This is a genomic window from Solibacillus sp. FSL W7-1464 (assembly GCF_038004425.1).
Classification (GTDB): Bacteria; Bacillota; Bacilli; order Bacillales_A; family Planococcaceae; genus Solibacillus.
In genome coordinates this window covers 257,074-279,308 of the sequence record NZ_JBBORC010000001.1, presented here as the reverse complement: position 1 = coordinate 279,308, position 22,235 = coordinate 257,074, and the positions used below count along the sequence as shown (strand labels likewise).

Annotated in this window: 21 protein-coding genes and 1 riboswitch; of the genes, 3 read left to right on the top strand and 18 right to left on the bottom strand. The window is 42.2% G+C overall.

The window, feature by feature from the left end:
- Positions 1-119: 119 nt before the first annotated feature.
- Positions 120-300: riboswitch (Lysine riboswitch) on the bottom strand.
- Between the two features lie 152 nt (positions 301-452).
- Positions 453-1,652, top strand: a complete 1,200-nt coding sequence (locus MKZ25_RS01395) for a CynX/NimT family MFS transporter (RefSeq protein ID WP_340799804.1) — start codon at positions 453-455, stop codon at positions 1,650-1,652.
- Between the two features lie 61 nt (positions 1,653-1,713).
- Positions 1,714-2,268, top strand: a complete 555-nt coding sequence (locus tag MKZ25_RS01390; RefSeq protein WP_340799803.1) for a restriction endonuclease — start codon at positions 1,714-1,716, stop codon at positions 2,266-2,268.
- A gap of 43 nt (positions 2,269-2,311) precedes the next feature.
- On the opposite strand, the gene MKZ25_RS01385 is transcribed toward MKZ25_RS01390, so the two are convergent.
- The 13 genes from MKZ25_RS01385 to hutU form a co-directional block, all read right to left on the bottom strand.
- Positions 2,312-3,367 carry a nitric oxide synthase oxygenase gene (locus tag MKZ25_RS01385; protein WP_340799802.1) on the bottom strand — a complete coding sequence of 352 codons (1,056 nt, stop codon included), beginning with the start codon at positions 3,365-3,367 and terminating at the stop codon, positions 2,312-2,314.
- A gap of 124 nt (positions 3,368-3,491) precedes the next feature.
- Entirely contained in the window at positions 3,492-3,710 is a 219-nt protein-coding gene (locus MKZ25_RS19835) for a zinc-binding dehydrogenase (protein ID WP_445326876.1), read from the bottom strand.
- Positions 3,707-3,865 (bottom strand): hypothetical protein, encoded by a 159-nt coding sequence (locus MKZ25_RS01375; protein ID WP_340799800.1) that lies wholly within the window; start codon positions 3,863-3,865, stop codon positions 3,707-3,709. The genes MKZ25_RS19835 and MKZ25_RS01375 overlap by 4 nt, the downstream gene beginning before the upstream one ends.
- Before the next feature lie 98 nt (positions 3,866-3,963).
- The gene (locus MKZ25_RS01370; protein ID WP_340799799.1) at positions 3,964-5,490 is read right to left on the bottom strand and encodes a tripartite tricarboxylate transporter permease; all 1,527 of its coding nucleotides are present in this window, start codon (positions 5,488-5,490) and stop codon (positions 3,964-3,966) included.
- 19 nt (positions 5,491-5,509) lie between these two features.
- Entirely contained in the window at positions 5,510-5,974 is a 465-nt protein-coding gene (locus tag MKZ25_RS01365) for a tripartite tricarboxylate transporter TctB family protein (RefSeq protein WP_340799798.1), read from the bottom strand.
- 58 nt (positions 5,975-6,032) lie between these two features.
- Positions 6,033-7,052 (bottom strand): tripartite tricarboxylate transporter substrate binding protein, encoded by a 1,020-nt coding sequence (locus MKZ25_RS01360; RefSeq protein ID WP_340799797.1) that lies wholly within the window; start codon positions 7,050-7,052, stop codon positions 6,033-6,035.
- 398 nt (positions 7,053-7,450) lie between these two features.
- Entirely contained in the window at positions 7,451-8,140 is a 690-nt protein-coding gene (locus MKZ25_RS01355) for a response regulator (protein WP_340799796.1), read from the bottom strand.
- Positions 8,141-8,145: 5 nt separating this feature from the next.
- The gene (locus MKZ25_RS01350; RefSeq protein ID WP_340799795.1) at positions 8,146-9,729 is read right to left on the bottom strand and encodes a sensor histidine kinase; all 1,584 of its coding nucleotides are present in this window, start codon (positions 9,727-9,729) and stop codon (positions 8,146-8,148) included.
- 212 nt (positions 9,730-9,941) lie between these two features.
- Positions 9,942-11,147 (bottom strand): RtcB family protein, encoded by a 1,206-nt coding sequence (locus MKZ25_RS01345; protein WP_340799794.1) that lies wholly within the window; start codon positions 11,145-11,147, stop codon positions 9,942-9,944.
- The gene (locus MKZ25_RS01340; RefSeq protein WP_340799793.1) at positions 11,134-11,406 is read right to left on the bottom strand and encodes a hypothetical protein; all 273 of its coding nucleotides are present in this window, start codon (positions 11,404-11,406) and stop codon (positions 11,134-11,136) included. The genes MKZ25_RS01345 and MKZ25_RS01340 overlap by 14 nt, the downstream gene beginning before the upstream one ends.
- Positions 11,407-11,731: 325 nt before the next feature.
- Positions 11,732-12,700: an agmatinase family protein gene (locus MKZ25_RS01335; RefSeq protein ID WP_340799792.1), complete on the bottom strand. Its 969-nt coding sequence runs from the start codon at positions 12,698-12,700 to the stop codon at positions 11,732-11,734.
- Positions 12,697-13,926 (bottom strand): imidazolonepropionase, encoded by a 1,230-nt coding sequence (gene hutI / locus MKZ25_RS01330; protein ID WP_340802949.1) that lies wholly within the window; start codon positions 13,924-13,926, stop codon positions 12,697-12,699. Before hutI ends, MKZ25_RS01335 begins: the two co-directional genes overlap by 4 nt.
- Before the next feature lie 45 nt (positions 13,927-13,971).
- A complete protein-coding gene (gene hutU, locus MKZ25_RS01325) occupies positions 13,972-15,633 on the bottom strand; it encodes a urocanate hydratase (protein ID WP_340799791.1) in 1,662 nt (553 codons plus the stop codon).
- 212 nt (positions 15,634-15,845) lie between these two features.
- On the opposite strand from hutU, the gene MKZ25_RS01320 reads away from it, so the two are divergent.
- Positions 15,846-17,315 (top strand): helix-turn-helix domain-containing protein, encoded by a 1,470-nt coding sequence (locus MKZ25_RS01320; protein WP_340799790.1) that lies wholly within the window; start codon positions 15,846-15,848, stop codon positions 17,313-17,315.
- 51 nt (positions 17,316-17,366) lie between these two features.
- Here the strand turns inward: MKZ25_RS01320 and MKZ25_RS01315 are convergent, their stop codons facing one another.
- The 5 genes from MKZ25_RS01315 to MKZ25_RS01295 are packed head-to-tail and all read right to left on the bottom strand — an operon-like array spanning position 17,367 to position 22,224.
- A complete protein-coding gene (locus MKZ25_RS01315; RefSeq protein ID WP_340799789.1) occupies positions 17,367-18,212 on the bottom strand; it encodes an aspartate/glutamate racemase family protein in 846 nt (281 codons plus the stop codon).
- The gene (locus MKZ25_RS01310; protein WP_340799788.1) at positions 18,209-19,588 is read right to left on the bottom strand and encodes an FAD-dependent oxidoreductase; all 1,380 of its coding nucleotides are present in this window, start codon (positions 19,586-19,588) and stop codon (positions 18,209-18,211) included. The genes MKZ25_RS01315 and MKZ25_RS01310 overlap by 4 nt, the downstream gene beginning before the upstream one ends.
- Before the next feature lie 5 nt (positions 19,589-19,593).
- Entirely contained in the window at positions 19,594-20,040 is a 447-nt protein-coding gene (locus tag MKZ25_RS01305) for a GlcG/HbpS family heme-binding protein (RefSeq protein ID WP_340799787.1), read from the bottom strand.
- A gap of 21 nt (positions 20,041-20,061) precedes the next feature.
- Positions 20,062-20,796: an SDR family NAD(P)-dependent oxidoreductase gene (locus tag MKZ25_RS01300; RefSeq protein ID WP_340799786.1), complete on the bottom strand. Its 735-nt coding sequence runs from the start codon at positions 20,794-20,796 to the stop codon at positions 20,062-20,064.
- Between the two features lie 9 nt (positions 20,797-20,805).
- On the bottom strand, positions 20,806-22,224 hold the full coding sequence (locus tag MKZ25_RS01295; RefSeq protein WP_340799785.1) for an FAD-dependent oxidoreductase: 1,419 nt from the start codon (positions 22,222-22,224) through the stop codon (positions 20,806-20,808).
- Positions 22,225-22,235: the final 11 nt, after the last annotated feature.

Here is a 22,235-nt window from a genome sequence, read left to right as displayed (position 1 = left end):
AGCCAAATTTTTGTATTTTTTAGCCAATCCCCGCAACTTTTTAGACACTCTCGCCTAAATCCGTAAAAAGAAAAACCACCACAAGTTTTTGTGATGGTTATATTTACACCTCATCAAACTTGAAAGATAGCTCAACACATGCTCACACATGTGACAGTTCTGTTCCTTGTCGGAGACAGCCCCAGCATTATTTCCAAGAAGAAAAATAACACTTCGGCAACCATTCCTTTCATAAAGCTTCACCGATTCTTCTTAATCTCAGCTATACTAGTTTTAATGATTGCGACCTCTACCTCATAACTACATGAGGTAATATTTTATTTAATTGAAACAATGTTTAAAAGTCTAACATAACATTTTTTTGATAGCAATGGCTTTACCTTTATTCTGTTTTTTGAGAGTATTCACACTACTCGGATATATATATATCAATAGTCAAAAGGAGACATAATATGGACACCGAACATTTGAATCAAAACAGCAAAAAAATACTATCCAACCGACCGCTTATCTATTTTATGGTTGCCGTATTTTTATTTGCCACCACATTGCGTACACCGATTACATTAATCGGGCCGATTATTTCATTTATTCGCGACGGGCTCGGGATATCGAACTTTCTCGCAGGCTTTTTAACGACCATCCCTTTAATTGCCTTTGCGGTCGTTTCACCCTTTGCACCGCGTATTGCCCGTAAGTTCGGGTTGGAATGGACATTATTTTATTCCGTCATTTTGCTATGTGCAGGGATTTTACTGCGTTCTCTTGGGGCAACGTCTTTACTCGTTTTAGGAACTATATTAATCGGAGTCGCAATCGCGTTCGGAAATGTTCTTATCCCTAGTTATTTCAAATGGAAATTCCCGTTACATATCGGCTTATTAACAGGGATTTATTCCGTATCGATGAACATCTCTTCCGGATTTGCTGCAGGCTTCAGTTATCCGATTGCGGCAAGCGCAGGCTGGCAAATTGCAGCAGGCATTACGATTATTTTAGGGTTTCTTACATTGCTGATTTGGCTGCCGATTTTGCGCCAGGAGAAAGTCGAGTTACATATGCCCTCTTCGCAAACAAAGAAAACACAGATGTGGAAATCGCCGCTTGCCTGGGCAGTCGCAGGTGCAATGGGCTTCCAATCCTTTATATTTTACTGCTCGTCTGCATGGATACCGGAGATTTTCATTAGCCAAGGACTTGACGCTACAGCTGCCGGGTGGATGGTTTCCGTTATGCAGTTCTCGCAAATTCCAATGACATTCATTATTCCGATTATCGCAGGGAAAATCGCTTCACAACGTCCAATCGTTGTTTTCTTTACGATTTGTTACTTAGTCGGTTTTACTGGTGTGTTGATGGAATGGACAAGCCTTGCCGTCGTATGGATGATTTTATTAGGCTTTGCCGGTGGGGCTTCGTTTGGGTTAGTTCTCATGTTGTTTTCATTACGCACAAAAACGGCCTACGATGCAGCTGAACTTTCCGGTTTTGCACAGTCAATCGGTTATTTCGTTGCCGCAATCGGACCGGTCCTGTTCGGCTATGTCCATGATTTGACGGATAGCTGGTCAATCCCGATTATGCTGTTTATTCTGATTTCTGTGCTGTTATTTTTCACTTCCTTTATGAGCGCAAACAATCGTACGATATAACCAAACATATGTACCCTTTTATGTTATAATAGCGGTAGTAAATAAAAGGAGTTCAAAGCAATTGCGTAAAAAGAGAAGACGAAATAAAAAACGCCTGCCGGTCATCCCCCTATTTTTCATCGCATCGGCTGGGGCAGCTGGATTTTATGTAACGCGAACGGCTGAAGGCATCGGTATCGGTATTGTCGCTTATTTCGTACTATATATCGTATTTAAAATTTGGCTTAGATCGCTGAAGACGCGGAAATTGCGAAAGTCCGGCATTCGCGAAGTCGATAAAATGACCGGCGAGGATTTCGAGAGGTTTTTAGGCGAGTTATTTAAGCGACGCGGATTTAAAGTGAGCTATACCGCAACGAGCGGTGACTACGGTGCCGACCTTATTTTGAAGGACGGAAAAGATATTATTGCAGTCCAGGCAAAACGCTATTCCAGTACGGTCGGTGTAAAAGCAGTTCAGGAAATTATCGGTGCGGTGAAAATGTATGAGGCAACTGAAGCATGGGTTGTTACAAACAGTCATTTTACACGCCAGGCCGAAAAACTTGCCGACATCAATGACGTTTATTTAATTGATCGCGATGAATTGATTCAAATTATATTAAATAAAAGGTAAAGAAATAGGTGTGCAGAGGCTTTCGCTTCCTGCACACCTATTTTTAATATGGCTGTTGCTGGTAGAGGTAGTTTGGTTTTTTAATCGTGTTGGCAATCGGTTCATGGTACAGATCCGTTGTGGCTGGAGATAATGGCGGCATAAGCCATACCCAGTTTCCAGTCACATCCCGATTGCTGTTATCTTCCTGCTTTTGAAACAGCTGAAACTGCTGGGCAGCGGTATGATGATCGACAATACTTACACCCGCTTTTTTATACGAATGAAGAACCGCCACATTCAGTTCAACAAGTGCACGGTCCTTCCAAAGCGACGCATTCACCGAAGTGTCCAATCTCATTGCTTCCGCCACTTTCGGCAGGAAATTATAGCGGTACGTATCCGCTAAATTGCGTGCCCCGATTTCCGTTCCCATATACCATCCGTTAAACGGCGCTGCCTGAAAATCCGTTCCTGCAACATTAAAACGCATACTTGAAATAATCGGGACTGCATACCATTTCATATTCAATGGTGAAAAGTCATAATCCGGATGGGTAATCGCCACTTCCAGCACATGCTCTTTCGGAATGTCAAAAATCATCGGCTCCCGGTCATCCACTTGAATGACAAGCGGTAAAATATCGTAATCTGTACGTGCACCTTGCCAGCCTAGATTGGCGCATATTTTCGTGAACTCGAGCGAATCGGAATCTCCAACAATCCTATTATCTGTTTCATAGCCTGCATAGCGAATGAGCTGGTGGTTCCAAATACGTACACGGTTCGGTTCAAACAGTGTGATGGCCGGTCTGATTTTCCCGTTGTTTGTCGCAAAATCAATATGCTTTATTAGCGCTTCATAAATTTCAACTTCATTTAGTAAATGGCGCTCGTCAAATACATTCAGGCTACTCCAAAACAGGCGACCAATGCATTTATTGCTGTTGCGCCATGCAACCCGCGCACCATGCGTAAGCTCATCTGTCGTTAAGAGGAAGTCCGAGTGCTGAGCCTCTTCCAGCCGCTTTTCCAACCACTCTTCTGTTTTGTTTGTTTCTTTTTTATATAAAGTAAGGAAATCTATACGTTCATGCAATACCGTGGTCGTTGTTGCCATCTATTTCATCCCCTTCTAGCCTTATTGTGGCCTCTTTGAAAGGGAAACTCAATGAAACAACAACCGGTTAAAACATGTATATTTCATACATGACTAAAATTGTTCATAAAGTTCGGTTCTATAATTAATAGATCTCATTTTGTAAAAGCCGAATTAAATCCTTCCCTTGATGCTTTCTACTTTCAATTAGACGATGGGCCTCCCGTACTTCCTCTAAATCGAACAATCGAGCAATCGGAACGCTTAATTGCCCTCCTTCAAACAATGGAATGATTCGCTCAACTACGGGGGCTAAGCGGGCTGGATCTTCCTTATGAGTCGTACCTAAACTGAAACCTTTTATGTTTTATTACCCATTCGTGTTTTAATATCAGCATAATTTACGCTCGTATATAGCCCCTGTATTAATACTTCTCCCTGTTGAATTGCCGGTATCTCCACATCTTCCAAAATTAAAACATCTGCCGCTCCTGGTTTGTATTGACGCACATTTTTCATTTTACTTAAACCCCCTACATGTTCTTTTTATTGCAAATAAAAATGGCCGCCCGAATTCGGACGGCAACTTTCTGTTAAACACAACTTAGTAGCTTAACTCATCCTTCTTCATTAATAATTACATTTTTCCCACGTAATTTCATAAGAATCGGAATTAGTATCCATAAAACTGCAACAATCAAAAAGATTAACGAAAGTGGTTTTGCTACGAAAATACTGTATTCTCCATTTGAAATTGTTAAAGCACGTCGCATGTTATTTTCAATCATTGGACCTAACACAAGCGCTAAAACTAATGGAGCAACAGGGAAATCATTTTTTGCAAAGAAATAGCCTGCAACACCGCATCCTAATAACAAGAATAAATCAAACGTCGTATATTGAACTGCATATACACCGAAAAATGAAATTGCAATAATAATAGGCAGTAAAAATCGTTTCGGTGTTTGGATAATTTTAGCGAAAACGCGAACTAAAGGCATGTTCAATACAAGCAGCATTAAGTTTCCTAGGAACATACTGGCGATCAAGCCCCATGCTACATCTGGATGTTCCTCAAATAATAATGGACCTGGCTGAATATTGTACATAATGAACGCACCCATTAAAATAGCTGTCGTTCCTGACCCGGGAATCCCTAATGTTAATAAAGGGATCATCGCTCCACCCGACGCCGCATTATTCGCAGATTCCGGTGAAGCAACCCCTGCAATATTTCCTTTACCAAATGATTCTGGATTTTTGCTGATCTTCTTTTCTGTAATATAAGCAAAGAAAGAAGCAAGTGTCGCTCCAGCGCCTGGTAGTACGCCTAAAAAGAAGCCAAGGAATGAGCCACGTGCAATTGGTGCTGCACTATCTTTTAAATCCTTTTTTGTAGGTAAAATACGATTGATTTTTGCAATCGGCTCATCGTTGCCATCCTTCTCAAAAATCGTTTTGAAGACTTCACCTAAAGCAAATAAACCTACAGCAATTGTTAAAAATTCAATTCCGCTAAATAAAACAGGCTGGTCATATGTAAATCGGGCAATTCCTGAAACAGCATCTATTCCTATTGTTCCTAACAGTAGGCCAAGAACGGTCATAATTAATGCCTTTGTTATTGATTTCCCCGCTAAACCACTTACCGCTGCCAACCCTAACAGCATCAGAGAAAAATATTCTGCCGGACCAAAATTTATTGCTACTTTAGATAATGGTCGAGCTAATAGAACCAATCCGATCAATGCAATAATACCAGCGATAAACGAACCGATTGCCGCAATTGATAAGGCGGCACCGGCCCTTCCTTGCCGTGCCATTTGATACCCGTCCAGCGTCGTAACAACTGAAGAGGATTCGCCTGGTGTATTTAATAAAATAGATGTTGTAGATCCACCATACATTGCACCGTAGTATACTCCAGCCAGCAGGATGATTGAACTAGTTGCAGCCATTTCTATTGGTAAACCAGATGTTAATGTAGCCGTAACAGGAATTAATAATGCGACACCACTCATTGGTCCAATTCCCGGTAATACTCCTACTGCCGTTCCAATAATTACACCTAATAATGCGAATAAAATATTATGCCACTGAAAAGCAATAGCAAACCCGTCTAATAAATACTGTACCGTTGACATATCAGCTCCTCCTTTCTATTTAGAGTGGGAATTTAGGTAATGATCCACCTAATACGTTAACAAAGCCGAAGTAAATAATTGCTGAAAACGCAGCTGCCACTATTATCGAACTAACCCACTTTCCTCGCTCAAGTGTTTGGAATGATATTAATAAAAATGCAAAGGTCGTAACTAAATAACCTAGTTTTTCAAGTAAAAATGCATAAGCAACCGCTGAGATAAAAATAATTAAAAATTGCTTATAATTAGAGGATTTCTCCCCTTCTTTATCCTCAATATTTTTGTACATTGCCTTATGACGAACCGTTTCAAAAAATAGTAAAATACTTAATATAATTAAAGCTATTCCTAATCCAAACGGAAATGTACTCGGCCCAATTTGAGAGCCGTATGCACTTGCAGATATTTTTTGGGATTCGACGATAATCAGTATTCCTAGCATCAAAAATACAACGCTAGCAACACGGTCAAATTTTAAATTCATCGTTGTACACCTCCTATAAAGCAGATGAGGGCAATTACATGCCCACATCATCGTTTAATTATTTTTGCATACCTAAAGCTGTTAAAATTTCTGTAATCGTTCCTTCTTGTTCTTCAAGGAATTTCGTGAAATCATCGCCTACACGGAAATCTTGTTCCCAGCCGTTACGCTCTAATTCAGCTTTCCATTCCTCTTTATCATTTAACTCTGTTAATTTTTCAACCCAATAATCCTTGGCTGTATCAGACATATCTTTCGGTCCGAAAATACCACGCCAAATAGTAAACTCTGACTCAATCCCTAAGTCATATAATGTCGGGATTTCTTCCAGACCTTCAAGCGCTAATTTTTCCGGTGATGTAACTGCCAATACTCGAACATCTCCACTCTTCACATAAGGTGTTACTGTTGAAATATCCGTTCCGATCGCATCGGCGTTATTTCCTAATAATGCCGCCATCGCTTCCCCGCCGCCATCATAAGAAACATATTTTACTGCTTTAGGATCAATGCCGTACTCGTATGCAGGTAAAATTGTAACTAAATGATCCATTGAACCTGGAGCTGAACCGCCAGCCATTGTAAGTGCTGTTGGATCAGCTTTAACAGCATCCAATAAATCGGTCAACGATTCGTAAGGAGAATCAGTACGGACAACAATTGCACCAAAATCCTTCGTTAGCTGCGCTAAAGGTGTCGTATCTTTATAACCGTAAGGACTATTACCTTCTGCCTTTAAGTTGTTAATTAAAATCGGTGGTGACTTTACCATTAACATATAGTCGTTTTTTGCTTCTTTTGTTGCGTATGTTGCCATGAATACGGCACCGCCACCACCTGGTTTATTTTCTACTGTTATTGGTTTTTCGATTAATTTTGTTTCATTCATAACTTTTGCAATTGAACGAGATGTTAAATCCCATCCTCCGCCAGCCCCGGATGGTGCCACGATTGTTAAGTTACTCGTTGGATATTCTTTGTCGCCTGATGATGTCCCCTCACTATCATTACAAGCTGCTAATGCAAGTGTTAACGCCGCTGCTGAAAATAAAGTTAGTAGCTTTTTTTTCAATGTCATAAAATAGTCCCCCTTCTGTTTTACGCGTTATGTAAGCGTTATCTTAATTAAAAGTGATAATGTGTCTTTTTTATATATAACGAAACTATTGTCTTTTATTTTCATACTGTCTATATTGTTCATATTGTTCACGGCATAAAAAAAAAGAGGCCGGGACATAACCCAAAAACACTATTTTCCTCTAAGAGGAAAATAGTGTTTTTTTGCTAAGCGTTAAAATTGATTTCCATTCCGGGACGCTTTCCACGGGCACGGCCTGAGCCTGTAGTCTCAGGCGTCGTGCTGTTCCCGTAGGAGTCGCCCTGCATTCCAATCAATTTTCCGAAATATTAGTTTCTTAATAAAGAGCTTCTTCTTATTCACCGGTAATTCTACTTATGTCCCAGCCTCATGTTCATTTATTTTTTTATAAAGTATCGGCGCTCTGGTCTGCCTACATAACCATAAATATGCTCAACAAAAATTACCTTTTCATCCATTAGATGCTCCAAATAACGCCTCGCTGTTGTTCTACTTATCCCTATTTCATTGCCAAGCTTTTCAGCAGTAATTCCTTCATCACAATTTTGAATATAGGTTACCACTTTTCCTTTCGTCACGGAATCAATGCCTTTTGGATTGCTTCCCTTATCAAATTCACCTGCATATGTAAGGTTATTCCACAGTTTTTTAATATCTTCGGCCTGCAACCGGTCGGTGGAGTTTAAAATTGTTTTTTTCTCTTTATAGTTGAGAAGGCATTCAGTGAAACGCTGTAGTGTTAAAGGTTTTAATAAAAAATCAATCACACCGCTCGCATATGCTTTCTTTACAATTTCTACCTCCGCTGCTGCCGTAATTAAAATAATATCGGTATCCATATCTTTTTGCCTAATATAATCTATTAGTTCTGTCCCCAGGTTATCGGCAAAGTATATATCAAGCAAAATCAAGTCTGGTTTTATTGTATCTAGCCAAATTTTTGCCTCTTCAACTGTATGAGACATACCTATTGTCTTAAAACCTTCAATTTGCCCAATAAACTTTTCATGTATTTGAGCAATACGGATATCGTCTTCAACGATTAATACTTCAATTGTATTCCCCATATTTCTCACCCCTCTTTTGGAATTGAAAAAATGAACAGTGCCCCACCTAATTCTCCTCGTTCAATTGCGATCGAACCATTTAATTTTCTCAAGTTTTCATCGACAATATACAAACCATAGCCACGATGTTCTTCGCCTTTTGTGGATTGCTTTTTTTCAAATATACTGTGGATTACCTGTTCATCAATACCATTCCCTGAATCTTCAATTTCACAAATAACCTCTTTTTCATCTTCATAAATATAAATCCGTACAATACGTTCTTCTTCATCTAAATGCTCTACCGCTTCAAAGGCATTTGTAACTAAATTTCCTAGGACTGAAATGAGTAAATGCTTTTCAAGATGTTGACCTAGTTTCCCACAAAAACTATCTTCATCTAGTAATAACGTAACTTTTAACTCTTTTGCTCTATTATAGAATCCTATGATTAAACCACAAATAAACGTATCTTGTATTTTTTCATTTAAAAAGGATATTAGCGCATGGTTCCCAATTCGCTCAGAGTGAATTAAGTATAGTGCTTCATCATACTCCTTCAGTTGAATCAACCCTGAAATTGTGTATAAAAAGTTATTGTACTCATGTGTTTGCGCTCGAAGGGATTCGATATATTGTTTTACCTGTGATAGTTCATTTGCAACTAAGTCAATTTCTTCAAAAGGTCTAAAACTGGACACCGCACCGGTTACTTTCCCCTTATTAATAATCGGAACACGATTTACTAAAGTTTTCACACCATTAATGGTCATCATCCGGTCTAATTGTTCGTGGCCAGAATCCATCACTTTAATTAAATGTGTATTCGGAATAACTTCACTAATATTTTTTCCTATCTCAGATTCTCCACTTCTTAAAATCGCCTTGGCAGATTGATTAATCAATGTAATATTACCGTTTCGATCAACCATAATAATTCCTTCTCGAATCGATTCTAATATAGCATTTCGCTCCGACAATATTTTTACAATTTCCTGAGGTTCATAATCCAATAGCTGTGCTTTTGTCTTATTGGAGAAATAAGTGGCCAGGATAATAGATAATATAATGGTAATAAAAAATACTATTACTAAATACTTGGAATAAATAATATTTGCTGAAAAGATATCGGTAAATAAAAAACCAACCGAAACGACACCGATGATTTTCCCGCTTTCATCTTTTACAGGCGCCTTACCGCGTAATGCTTTACCTAATGTCCCTTCCGCAATAGAAACGTAAACTTCTCCATCGATTAGTGCTTTGGCATTATCATCACCAACCATTTTTTCCCCTATTCGTTCTTTTACGGGGTGTGCATACCTGATTTCATTTTCATCTCCAATAACCACATATTCAGCATTGGCATTTTGCTGAAACTGTAGCGCAATTTCTTGAATTTCCGATGATGTTTGGGATTGCTTCAGTCCTTCTATAATGACTGGGTGTTCCGAGGCGACTTTCGCTATACCCAGTGCCCGCTCACCCATTTCCTTTTCTACAATTTCTCCAATAATAAAGTAGGTTAAAAATAAACTTATGACTAAAATCATTATTGCTAGAATGGTATTATACTTAAAAAAACGAAAATTTAATGAGCTTCTTTCCATATACTATTACCTCTATTTTGGCAGTTATTACTTTAGATGATTATAGCATAAGAATATTTCATTAATTCTAACAATTGAGAAAAGCAGCTGTAGTACATGGTCAATATGCTCGATTACAGTACTCAGCGAAAACAATAGAAGCCACTTGGCGCCGAATAATTATCGCACCAAGTGGCTACATTGTCCTTTTAATAGAGTAAGCTTTATTATACCTATCTCTTCCATTTATCGCTCGCTTTGAAATTATAAACCGGTGTCACGTGCTTCTGGATTGTCACCGTTTCTTCGATTTGCTCGACAATTTCCTGCATCGGCTTATAGGCCATCGGTGCTTCGTCGAGCGTTTCCTCACTTACCGAAGTTGTCCAAATTCCTTGCATCGTCTGTTTGAAATCATCCATCGACAAGTTTTTCATCGCCGCTGTCCGCGAGTAAATTCGTCCTGCTCCATGTGGGGCGGATTCATTCCAGTCGGCATTCCCTTTTCCGATACAAATAAGCGAACCGTCCCGCATATTCATCGGAATGACGAGCTTTTCATCCTTTGCCGCACGCACTGCCCCTTTACGCAAAATCATGGCATCCGTATCAATATAATTGTGTACGGAATCAAACTGCTCCGCGAATTCCCACTTCATATGCACCGCGATTGTCTTGGCAATAAGCATACGGTTTTCATGTGCAAAACGCTGTGCCAGTTTCATGTCGGCAATATAATCCTCGAACAGTTCGCCTTCCAAATAAGCCAAATCCTTTGGCACAACCGGATTTTCATTCTTATATGCTTGAATCATTTTTTGAATGTCTCTGCTGTTTCCTGCTTCTTTCAATGCCGCAATTCTTTCGGATAAATCTTCACGCTGCAATGACTCAAATGCACGCTTCTGATGCCAGTTCGCCATCTTTGCTCCGACATAGCGTGAGCCCGTATGGATCAATAAATAATGAACGCCCGTCTCATCCTTTGCAAGCTCAATAAAATGATTGCCGCCGCCCAATGTACCAAGCGAGCGTCCTGTATACTCATTTTGCAGGCCACGTGCGATGAAGTTTTCGTTGGCAAAACGTTCTGCATCTTTTACTTTTAGCGCCGTTCCATGGATTTCATTACCGCTCGGTACAAAACGTCGGATTGTTGCATCGAGTTTATTAAAATCAATTTCGCCTTTACCGATTTCCGAAACAAGCACCCCACACCCTACATCAACACCGACGAGATTCGGTACGACGCGGTCATTCAACTGAATCGTTGTACCGATGACACAGCCTTTTCCGGCATGGTAATCGGGCATAATCCGCACTTTTGTTCCTTCCATAAACGACTGATTGACGAGTTCATCAATTTGCTGAATTGCCGCTTCCTGCGGTGTGTTCGTATAAATTTTCGCATTTGTATATTTTCCGTTAATTTCGATCAATGCTGTTCACGCCTTTCTTTTTTAAACTGAGCACAGCGAATATAAGAAGTGCTACACCAATATAACTTCCAAGCAGTAATATCGGGGTTCCTTGGTTAACAAAACCGAATGTTATTTCAGATTGTAGTTCAACCGTATTCGGTGCGAATTGCGGTTTGTAAAAGAATGTTTGAACTAATCCGATTAACAGCTGTGCGGTGAAATATAGAATATGTAAGAGCAGTGCTCCGATGAATGCGAACAGGATTTTACGTTTCATGCAAGACCCCCCTTTGTGAAAGTAATTGTTACTATTTACGAGTGGGGACGAGGAGAAGTTTCATAAATTTTCCTGTACGGCAGTTGGCTTTTTATTAGAAGATTTATGAGTATATTAGAAAACTCGTGGGCAATATTTGAAACTTTCGACTCTATATTCGAAAATCGGGGATCGATATTAGAAGTTCCCTGTGCTTTATTAGAAAATAGCCGGTTTATTAGAAGCTTGAATACGGATATTAGAAAATCTCTGAACTTATTAGAAAAGCATAAAAAACGGACCGTTCGAAAAGCGGTTACACTTTTCAAACAGCCCATTACCCTCATTATTTCAAATGAACAAATCTCGAAACCATCATTGTTAAAAACGCGTACACTCCGGCTTTAACCGTCTGCAATTCGCGTGTATCACGGTGCGGGTCGACGCAGACAAAATCCATCCCTTTTACAATTTCGTATTTCCCCACTTCATACAGCAAATCGAACAGCTCGTCTGTCCGCATGCCACCTGGTGTAGAAGCAGGTACTCCCGGTGCGTAGGCAATATCAAGTACGTCCATATCTACTGTCAAGTAAACAAGATCCACTTTACTGGAAAGCTCCTCCATGACATTCGCGATTACAGACTCAGCACCACAACGACGGAAATCTTTTAATGTAATACGGTTTACCCCATAATGATCCGCAGTACGTATAAGGCTCGGGGCATTGTAAAAACCGTGCAGCCCGATGTTGTACACATCTTCGCCTCGTATTACCCCAGCATCCAGCAGCTGGCGGATCGGCGTGCCGTTTGTCGGTCCGTCTGATTCTGTTGAACGTAAATCCAGATGGGTATCGAACTGTAAAATTCCGATTCGTTTACCGGAAGAACCGGCAAATGCTCTTACAATCGGCGCAGTAATCGAATGATCCCCACCGATTTGCACATAAAAGCTTTCCGGACAATCATTCAAAACATCCGTCATCGCCTGTTCGATATTGTCATGACACTCTAAAATATTCGTACCGTGCATTTTCACATCACCGACATCAGCGACCCGCAGTGCACGAATATCAACATCTTCATCAATCGAATACGTCGTAAACAGATCCCAGCTTTTACGGAAAAAATCCGGATATTCCGAAGCCGCCGAAGCACTGATCGACGAGCGGGACAGCGGGACCCCTGTTATGACAACATCAAAGGAATCCGAAAGCTCGCCATAACTTGGGACAATCCAGTCCTTTACCTTCATGTCTTCACATTCCGTACGATTCCAGGAGGTTGCCGGGCTTACTAGAAAAGCGCTCACAGTAAGCTGCCACCTTTCACAACGACGTTTCCTGCTTTAATGACAGTGTCGGTATGATTCATCCCGTAAAAATACTGAAGCTGCTTATAATTCGGGACATCCAAAATCAGTAGATCGGCCTGTTTTCCTTTTTCGAGCGTGCCGACCTGATCGGCGCGTTTTATCGCATGGGCTGCATTGATTGTCGTTGCACAAAGCACTTCTTCCATTGTCATTCCCATGTTCATGCATGCCAAATTTTGAATGAACGGCAAGCTGATCGTTGGGGACGATCCCGGATTAAAGTCTGTTGAAATCGCTACAGGTATGCCACTATCGACCATCAGGCGGCCTCTTGCATACGGTGCGCGTAAGAAGAAGGCAGTACCCGGCAAGAGTACAGCAATCGTACCGGACTTCGCCATAGCAGCAATCCCTTCATCTGACGCAACGAGCAAATGCTCTGCGGAGATGGCCCCGACTTCTGCAGCAAGTTCGGCACCTTCATACGGCTCGATTTCATCTGCATGAATTTTCGGTGTCAGCCCGTATTCTTTCCCCGCTTCCAAAATCCTGCGGGTCTGCGCAGGTGTGAATACCCCTTTTTCGCAAAAGACATCATTAAACTCTGCAAGCCCCAGCTCCGCCACTTTCGGAATCATCTGCTCGATAATAATTTTTACGAATTCATCTTCATTGCCTTTAAATTCTTTCGGAACAGCATGTGCGCCCATAAAGGTCGAGACAATATCGACCACATGCTCTTCCTGCAGCTTCTTCACAACTTGAAGCTGTTTCATTTCGTTTTCTAGATCAAGGCCATAGCCTGATTTTGCTTCCACTGTCGTAACGCCGTGACGCAAAAACTCGTTTAAGTGCTGAACAGTTTTGTTATATAAATCATCAAAACTCGCTTCACGTGTTTTTGTCGTCGTATAGTGAATCCCGCCGCCTGCATTCATAATATCCATATAGGACTTTCCGGCAAGGCGCATATTCAGCTCATGCTCACGTGTCCCCCCATGCACTAAATGTGTATGGCAGTCAACAAGGCCCGGCATGACAATTTTTCCTCTTGCATCAATAACCTCGGCATCGCTTACTAGATGCGGATATTCCTGTTTTATTTCATCAAGAGGCGCAATCATTGCAATGCGGTCTCCTTCGATTAATACACTTACCTCTTTTTTCAGGCCGAGCTCGCTCATCTGCTCACGGCGGCGCGGTAATTTCACATCACATTCCATTGTTAATACTTCATTTGCATTGTTTATTAAAATAGCCAAAGTTCATCATCCTTTTAGCATCGGCATATTGATACCTTTTTCTTTTGCTGTTTGAACTGCAATGTCGTAGCCTGCATCTGCATGGCGTACAACCCCCATACCCGGATCTGAAATAAGCACGCGATTGATCTTTTCTGCTGCCAGCTTTGTGCCGTCAGCTACAAGTACTTGCCCGGCATGCTGGGAATAACCCATTCCTACACCGCCGCCATGATGGATGCTCACCCAGCTTGCACCACCCGCCGTATTGACGAGCGCATTCAATAATGGCCAGTCTGATACAGCATCCGATCCGTCCCGCATTCCTTCAGTCTCGCGGTTTGGCGAAGCGACTGATCCGGAGTCCAAATGATCACGGCCGAATACAATCGGCGCTTTCAATTCACCGTTCGCGACCATCTCGTTCACTCTTAAGGCAAAGCGGTGGCGGTCGCCATACCCCAGCCAGCAAATCCGGGCAGGTAAGCCTTGCCATTTCACCATTTTCTGCGCCATGTTAATCCAGTTTACTAATGCTGTATCTTCAGCAAACATTTCCTTCGCCAGAGCATCCGTTTTGTAAATATCCTCCGGGTCGCCCGACAGTGCTGCCCAGCGGAACGGACCTTTTCCTTCACAGAATAACGGGCGGATATACGCAGGCACAAACCCAGGGAAGTCAAAAGCATTTTCCACACCCATTTCCTTTGCATACGCACGGATATTGTTTCCGTAGTCGAATGTTTCCGCACCAGCCTGCTGGAATTCAAGCATTGTCCGTACATGCTCTGCCATCGTTTCCTTCGCACGGCGCTCATATGTTTTCACATCGGTTTTGCGCAGTTGAAGTGCTTCCACCAGCGTCATCCCGTTTGGAATATAGCCGTTGATCGGGTCGTGGGCAGATGTCTGGTCTGTCACGAAGTCCGGGATCATGCCGCGGTTTAACAGCTCGCGGTTAATGTCCGCACAGTTTCCGACTAAACCGATTGACGCCGGTTCTTTTGCGGCAGTTAACTTATTTACAAGTGCTATCGCCTCATCTACTGTTTCGACAAGGTAATCACAGTAGCCTTCATTTATTTTACGTTCGATTCGTGCACGGTCCACTTCAACAACTAAAATGACCGCTCCCGCCATTTTTCCGGCTAATGGCTGGGCACCACTCATACCGCCCATACCACCAGTCAATATCCACTTACCACGAAGGTCGGCTGTTCCAAACTTCTTTTTCCCGGCTTCCACAAAACTTAAATACGTACCCTGCAAAATCCCTTGTGCCCCGATGTAGATCCATGAGCCTGCCGTCATTTGCCCGTACATCATTAAATTGCGCTCTTCCAGTTCATAGAAATGGTCCCAGTTCGCCCAGCCAGGCACCAGATTCGAGTTGGCGATCAGTACGCGCGGTGCATTTTCATGTGTTCTAAACACTGCAACCGGTTTTCCGGACTGCACAATCATCGTTTCGTCATTTTCCAGTTCTTTTAATGTGGCAATAAGTTTTTCGTAGCTTTCCCAATCACGTGCCGCTTTTCCGATACCGCCGTATACAACCAGCTCATCCGGATTTTCCGCTACTTCCGGATCCAGATTGTTCATCAGCATGCGCATTGCCGCTTCCTGTGTCCACCCTTTACATGAAAGCTCGGAACCACGTGGTGCACGGATGTTTGTTTTATATACCATAAAATCTCTCCTTTTATTTGAAGTAAGAATAAATACTATTGGCGTGACGGACTTCATCTGTCACCCTTCGTTAGCTATAGTCTAATTTTCTTTCAGTTCTGAATAAATAGAATAAAAACACCGATTATAGTAATATTTAAATAAAATAAAATTAATTTTAATAATTTTTAGAAGTTATATATGAAATAGCAATTATTAAAGGTGGTGTTCGAATGAAAATTTTAATTGTTGAACGGGACTTTGAAGAAATTGCAGGAATTGAATGGTTTTTAAAAAATTATTTTATGCGGGATGTTGAAGTAATTGGTGAAATAGATGGCAGTAGAATAATTGAAACATTTGAAGAAACACGACCTGAAGTACTTCTTATTGAAATGGAACTTGTTTCTCCTTCTATAGAGCAGTTTTTACAAAAGCAGGCGATTCCCGTTATCGGTATTACAGCGGAGCCTATTTTTCAGCAGGCAATGAAAGCAATACGTGTAAAGGCAATCGACCTTTTTGTGAAACCTGTACCATTGGAGCAATTAAAGTCGGCATTGCTGAAAATCCCTATGACTAAGCCGGCAGCAGCTTTAAGCAGTACCGTTCCAGTCGAGACCCAATTATATTCGGATTTGTATTTGAATAAACCTGAAAATTTCTCTTTAGATGGGAAGTCCTTGTTTTTAATAGAGTGTGCAGATTATGAGCATAATTTAATGCTGTATGATTGGCTCATTGAATTGCCTATTTTTCATACTCTCATTGCCCTGCCGCTGCAAAACCGGATAATTTGCATTGTTGAAATCGATGGTTTTACCAATCTATTCCGACAGCTCCGAATCATGAGCCGGGAATGGGAGAAATTCAGTGGGGAATCGCTGAACATTGCTGTCTATGATGGTAAGGAAACAACATTGATGACAATGTATCAAGCATGCAAAAAAACATTGACGCAGCGCTTTTATAAAGGGTATTCCCATATTTTTAAGAGCTCGCAAACACTTCATGTGACGAGGCTTGATCCGCTTTTAACTCCAGAGGAACAGCAGCTTTGGATTACAAGTCTTGAAAACGGCGATTTGAAAGCAATTAAGGCGTTTTTATATACGCTGACAAAAGGTAATACCTATTACCACCAGGATGATGTGCGCATTCATTTGACGAGTATTTTAGCGCAAATCCGCCGTTTTATGATGAAGTACCATCTGCTGCAGCAGGCGAAAATCGAACAGCAATACCGCGCACTGTTCCATTTTATTTTAGAGCATCCGATTTTATATGCGATTGTACAGGAGTTCATTTTATTTACACAGCGGCTGATCGATGCGAGAAAAAATTTGCAGCAACAGCAGATTGCCGATTATACGGAGATGGCTGTCGAAATAATCGAGCGCGACTATATCAATGCCGAGCTGACATTACAGCATGCGGCCAATGAATTAAATATTAGTACCAATTATTTGAGCAATGTATTTTCAAAAAAACGCGGCATTCCTTTCCGGAAATATTTGCAGCAGTATCGTGTACAGCAAGCTGAAAAGTTACTAATAGAAACGAGTTTGGGCATCGGGACAATTGCGGAAATGGTCGGATTTACGGACGGCAATTATTTTACTAAAGTTTTTCGGGAATACTACCAGTTAACCCCATACCGCTACCGATTGCAGGTGAGGAAGACAGCCGGTAATTCTGTTTAGGACAACAAAAAATACCTGGCCGCAAATTGAAATGGCCCAGGTATTTATATTTTATACAGAAGCCGTTGCGCGAACGGATAGCCCGAAATCCATATCGGCTGCTGTTTGTTTCAAATTATAATAATCTCTTAACTTTTCAACGATTTCCGTTGGTGGTTTTTCGTTGTAGTAGCCGACACGTGTCATCGTCATTCCACTTACCTTCTGCAGATCGACAAGTGATTCGCACATTTTAATTCCTGTGCCAAATGAATCGATGATCGGGACATTGCCGACATGGTGGATATGGTGGGTAGCCAGGAATATATTCATTGGCCCTTCACCCGGTATAATGACATCCGCACCTTGCGCTATTGCTATTTTTGCAGCTGCAATAAATTTATCGATGATGGGCTGAGGATTTTTATAGCCATCCATAATATCGTAAAATCCGATATCTGCCTGTACGATCGGTCCAAGCTTTTGTGCCAGCCCGTATTGCTGTGCATTGAAACGCAGCTGATCAGCTAACGGCGCCAGGAAATTAACGATTCCGATTTTCGATCCAAGCATTGACGCCATATGCAATGAAGCTTGTCCGTAACCGATAACCGGAATATCAACAAGTGCACGGGCCTCGATTAAGCCAACGTCGGGAATCGTTCCGATAAACACCGCATCATAGCCCGCTTTTTCCGCGATTAATGCATTGCGGATGAACTGCTCCTTATGCAAGCTTTGCAAATAGTTGTACGTAATATAGTGACCGGGATAATTTTCAGGGTACGTATCATTCGTCATACCGTGAAGGACGACATCCACATCTGGACGCGCAATTTTTAAAATATGCTGAATGACTGCATCGCGGTATTCCGGAATATCTTCAATTGATGTTAAGCTTTGGTGCCAAATCTTCATTTAAGTACCTCCTGCTTGTTTGCTTGTATTGCCGTTCTTGCAGCTATACGACCAAAAATTGCGGCTTTTCCTAACGAGCTTCCCGTCATATAGCCCGCTCCGTGGAAACCTCCAACCATTTCACCCGCAGCAAATAAACCTTTGATCGGCTCACCGAACGGGTCTATTACATGCCCATTTTCATCGACTTGAACACCTGCATACGTAGCAAGCATCGCTGTCGCTGTTTCCATAATATAAAACGGTGCTGTTTCGATTGCCGTAGGAGTCCCGAATTTATGTGTGAGCGAAGTACGGCCAAATGCTGTATCCTGCCCTTTCTTCACATCCGAATTATATGTGGAAATCGTTTGCTTTAATGCTTCTACCGGCAGTCCTGCTTTTTCTGCCAGCTGTTCGATTGTGTCAAAACTTTCAATTAAACCTTCTCTGTAAAGTAACTCAAAATCATAAAGTGCATCGTTAGCGACACTTTTGTCCATGACCGTCTGATCCCATACCTGATAGCTCCGGCAATTCGGTTGCTGTAATGCTGCATCGCCAAGAAGCTTATAGGAAATTGATTCATTCACGAAGCGCTTACCTAGCTCGTTCACAATGATTCCGCCTTTATAGAATGTATGGGCCTGACGCTTTTTATCATTTGTTGATGTTGGATGAAAGCCGTATGTGCCTTTCAAATACGTAAAGTCTTCCAGCCAGGCTCCTGCCGAAGCAGCAAGTTTAATCCCGTCGCCTTTATTACCGGCACCACCGAGACGAACAGTATTGGCCAGCTGCGGAGCAAACTGTGCCAGCAGCTCTTCACTTTGGGAAAAGCCGCCCGCTGTTAACAGGACACCGTAATCCGTTGTAAGTTCGATCTGTTCACCGTTCTCCTCGTACACCACACCAACAACTTGCTCGTTGTCCTTTAGTAATCGTACAACAGGTGCATTCGTTTTAATTACTGCGCCGGTTGTTTCAGCATTTGCACGTAATTGGCCGATCGCCTGGCCAGGAATGATCGTATGTCCGCGCGGGTTGGAATGTCCACTTACAGCTTGGCATGTCAAAAACTGGACTCCCTGTTCGACAAGCCAGTTGTATGTAGCAAGCTGATGTTTACCGTATGCCTCAATGAGTGTACGTTTGTTTTTATAATGGCCTACAGCTAAAAAATCTTCCATTAAGCTTTCTGTCGTATCTTCAATACCGAGCTTCTTCTGGAAATCTGTCTCGGCAAATGCCATAAAACAGCCGCTTAATAAAGAACTGCCGCCAATTTCAGCTTGTTTTTCCAGGACAATGACCTTTGCGCCCGCAGCCGAAGCCTCCACTGCTGCGCAAAGTCCCGCCATACCCGCACCAACAATTATAAGGTGGTCACGGCTCATCCGTATTACGCCTCCTTAACTGTTTCGGCCAATAGTTCAAGAGCGGCTTCACAAACTTGCATATCATGTGTATAGTGACCGCCGCTTACACCGATTCCCCCGATGCATTCACCGTTTAATTGAATTGGGTAACCCCCTCCGAAAATAACAAGGCGATTCGTATGGACAAGCCCCTCCATTAGTGGCGGATCATCTTTTAAACGGTCGTACCATTCATGTGTGGCACGATTATAAGCTGCTGCTGAGAATGCTTTATTTTGTGAGATTTCCAATGCTAATACCGGTGCGCCGTCCATAGCTGAGAATGCCTTTAAATTCCCCGCTTTATCTACGATTGAAATCGCGAACTTCATGCCTAGCTCTTTTCCTTTTTCCTCTGCCTTTTCTAACATCTTCTTTGCTAAATCTAAAGTCACTGTGTTTTGTTGGAATGAATACGTTAATTCTGTCATTTTAATATCCCCTTTTAATTATTATTTGGCTAAACCTACTGGTGCACCGTAACCGAATGCTTCTACTGAAGTGGCAGTAATTGCACGGCTTTTCGGTAATACTAAGTCAACAATGACATTGGCAATATCAATGGCTTCTAACCATCCGCTTTTATTTAGATCTACTCCAAGTTCATCGGTCATTCTTGTATCCACCGGACCAGGGCAAACGGCATTAACTCTTATTCCATATGGTTTCATCTCTTCTCCCAATGCCTTGGAAAAACCGATTACGGCATGTTTGGAAGAGATGTAGGCACTGCGATTTGGACCGCCCTTCGTCCCCCATATTGAGGAAATGTTGATGATCGCACCTGTACGCCTTTCAATCATCGATGGAACCGTTTCATAGCAGAAATAATACGGACCATGTACATTAATGTCGTGCATTTTTATCCACTCATCCGGCGTTGTTTCCGTAAATGGCTTCAACGCCATCGCCCCTGCATTATTGATCAATATATCGATTGGTCCAAGCTCTGTCGTAACAACCGCCACAGCCTCCTGGACTTGTGCATAATTCGAAACATCACATTTAATGCCAATGGAAGGAACATTATATGTCGTTTCAATCAGCTGCTGCACTTCTGTACACTCTTGCTCATTACGTGCACAAACCGCAACTTTTGCTCCTTTTGAAGCTAACAATAGGGCTGTTTCTTTGCCGATACCCCGGCCTCCGCCTGTTACAAGCGCAACTTTACCTAGTAATTCCATAAGAGCCTCCTATTGATATGATTTTTCTTTTTCCGCAATATAGCGAACTGCATCATGACCTGCACGGCGACCGAATACTAAGCAGCGCAGCACCGATGTACCACCCGGATATTTGCCGTAATATACACCTGAAGTTTCACCTACCGCATAAAGACCGGGAATCGCTACTTCATCACCCGTTAGGACACGGCCATTTAAATCTGTCGCTAATCCGCCATTTGTAAATACATTGCAGCAAATAACCGGATACGCTATAAACGGACCTTCATTGATCGGAATGGACCAGTTCGACTTATTTAGCGCCAAGCCTGTTGTTGCAAGGCCATCAACCCGGTTATAAATGAATTCACCTGTCGGACATGCTGCATTGAATTCATCGATTGTGTGCTTTAAGTTTTCGGCATTCACACCAATCTGTTTTGCGATATCATCAATTGTTTCTCCGACGATTGCCGGGATATCGGTTTGCAGCGCCTCTTCATAATTCGGGATGTTGTACATTTTCTGATCGGTAATCATGTAGGCAATATGGTCTTCACATTCGTAAAAGATTTTGCGTGCCACTTCCTCATACTGCTCATCAATTGTCGTAACCCCTTCATCTGTAAAGCGTTTTCCCTGCTTATTCACGAGGACGGCATACGGGAACAACATAACACCCGCTTCTTCCCGTTTACTGCGAGGGTCCACTGTTTCGGCATGGAAAGCATCGAACTGCCCTTTTCCGGCAGCACCGATATTTAGTGCCATCCGGATCGCCTCGCCTTTATTGAACAGGCCACCTTCAGATACCGGGGGAATTTTATGGGCATCCCGGCCGATATACTGTGCCATCATTTCCTTATTTCCTTGGAAACCGCCCGCACCTAGAATGACCGCATTTGTTTTTAGTACGAGTGATGTGCCGTCAGCCATACGCACTTTAATGCCATTGACCGATCCTTCATCATCTAGTGTTAAATCCCATGCTGTTGTTTCGTAAATGATTTCCACACCTAAAGCACGTGCGCGTAAAGTGAGGGCATCAATAATCGCGCGTCCTCCGCCTATCGGTAGCAGACGGGGTTTTGATGCTGTCAAAAACATCGTCGGCAAATAGTCGAAATCAACCCCTTTCGACTCTACCCAGCGCAATGTTTCTCCAGCTTCATCACGCAATGTTTCGGCATAGGCGCGATCCATAAATGAATCCGAAAACGACACCATATCCTCAACAAGTCCGTCTGCCGGCTTATCGATATTTTCCATACGCATATAAGCAGCCGTCCAGCGTGTATTTCCACCGCGCTGTTCAAAAGGTGCACGCTCTAAAATGGCAATCGTCAAATTTTCATTTTGTTCCTTCGCTCGTTCAGCTGCAGCTAATGCAGACGCTGTTCCTGCTGCACCGCAACCTACAATGACTAAATCGTAGTCCACTCCGCTCATATCCACACCAT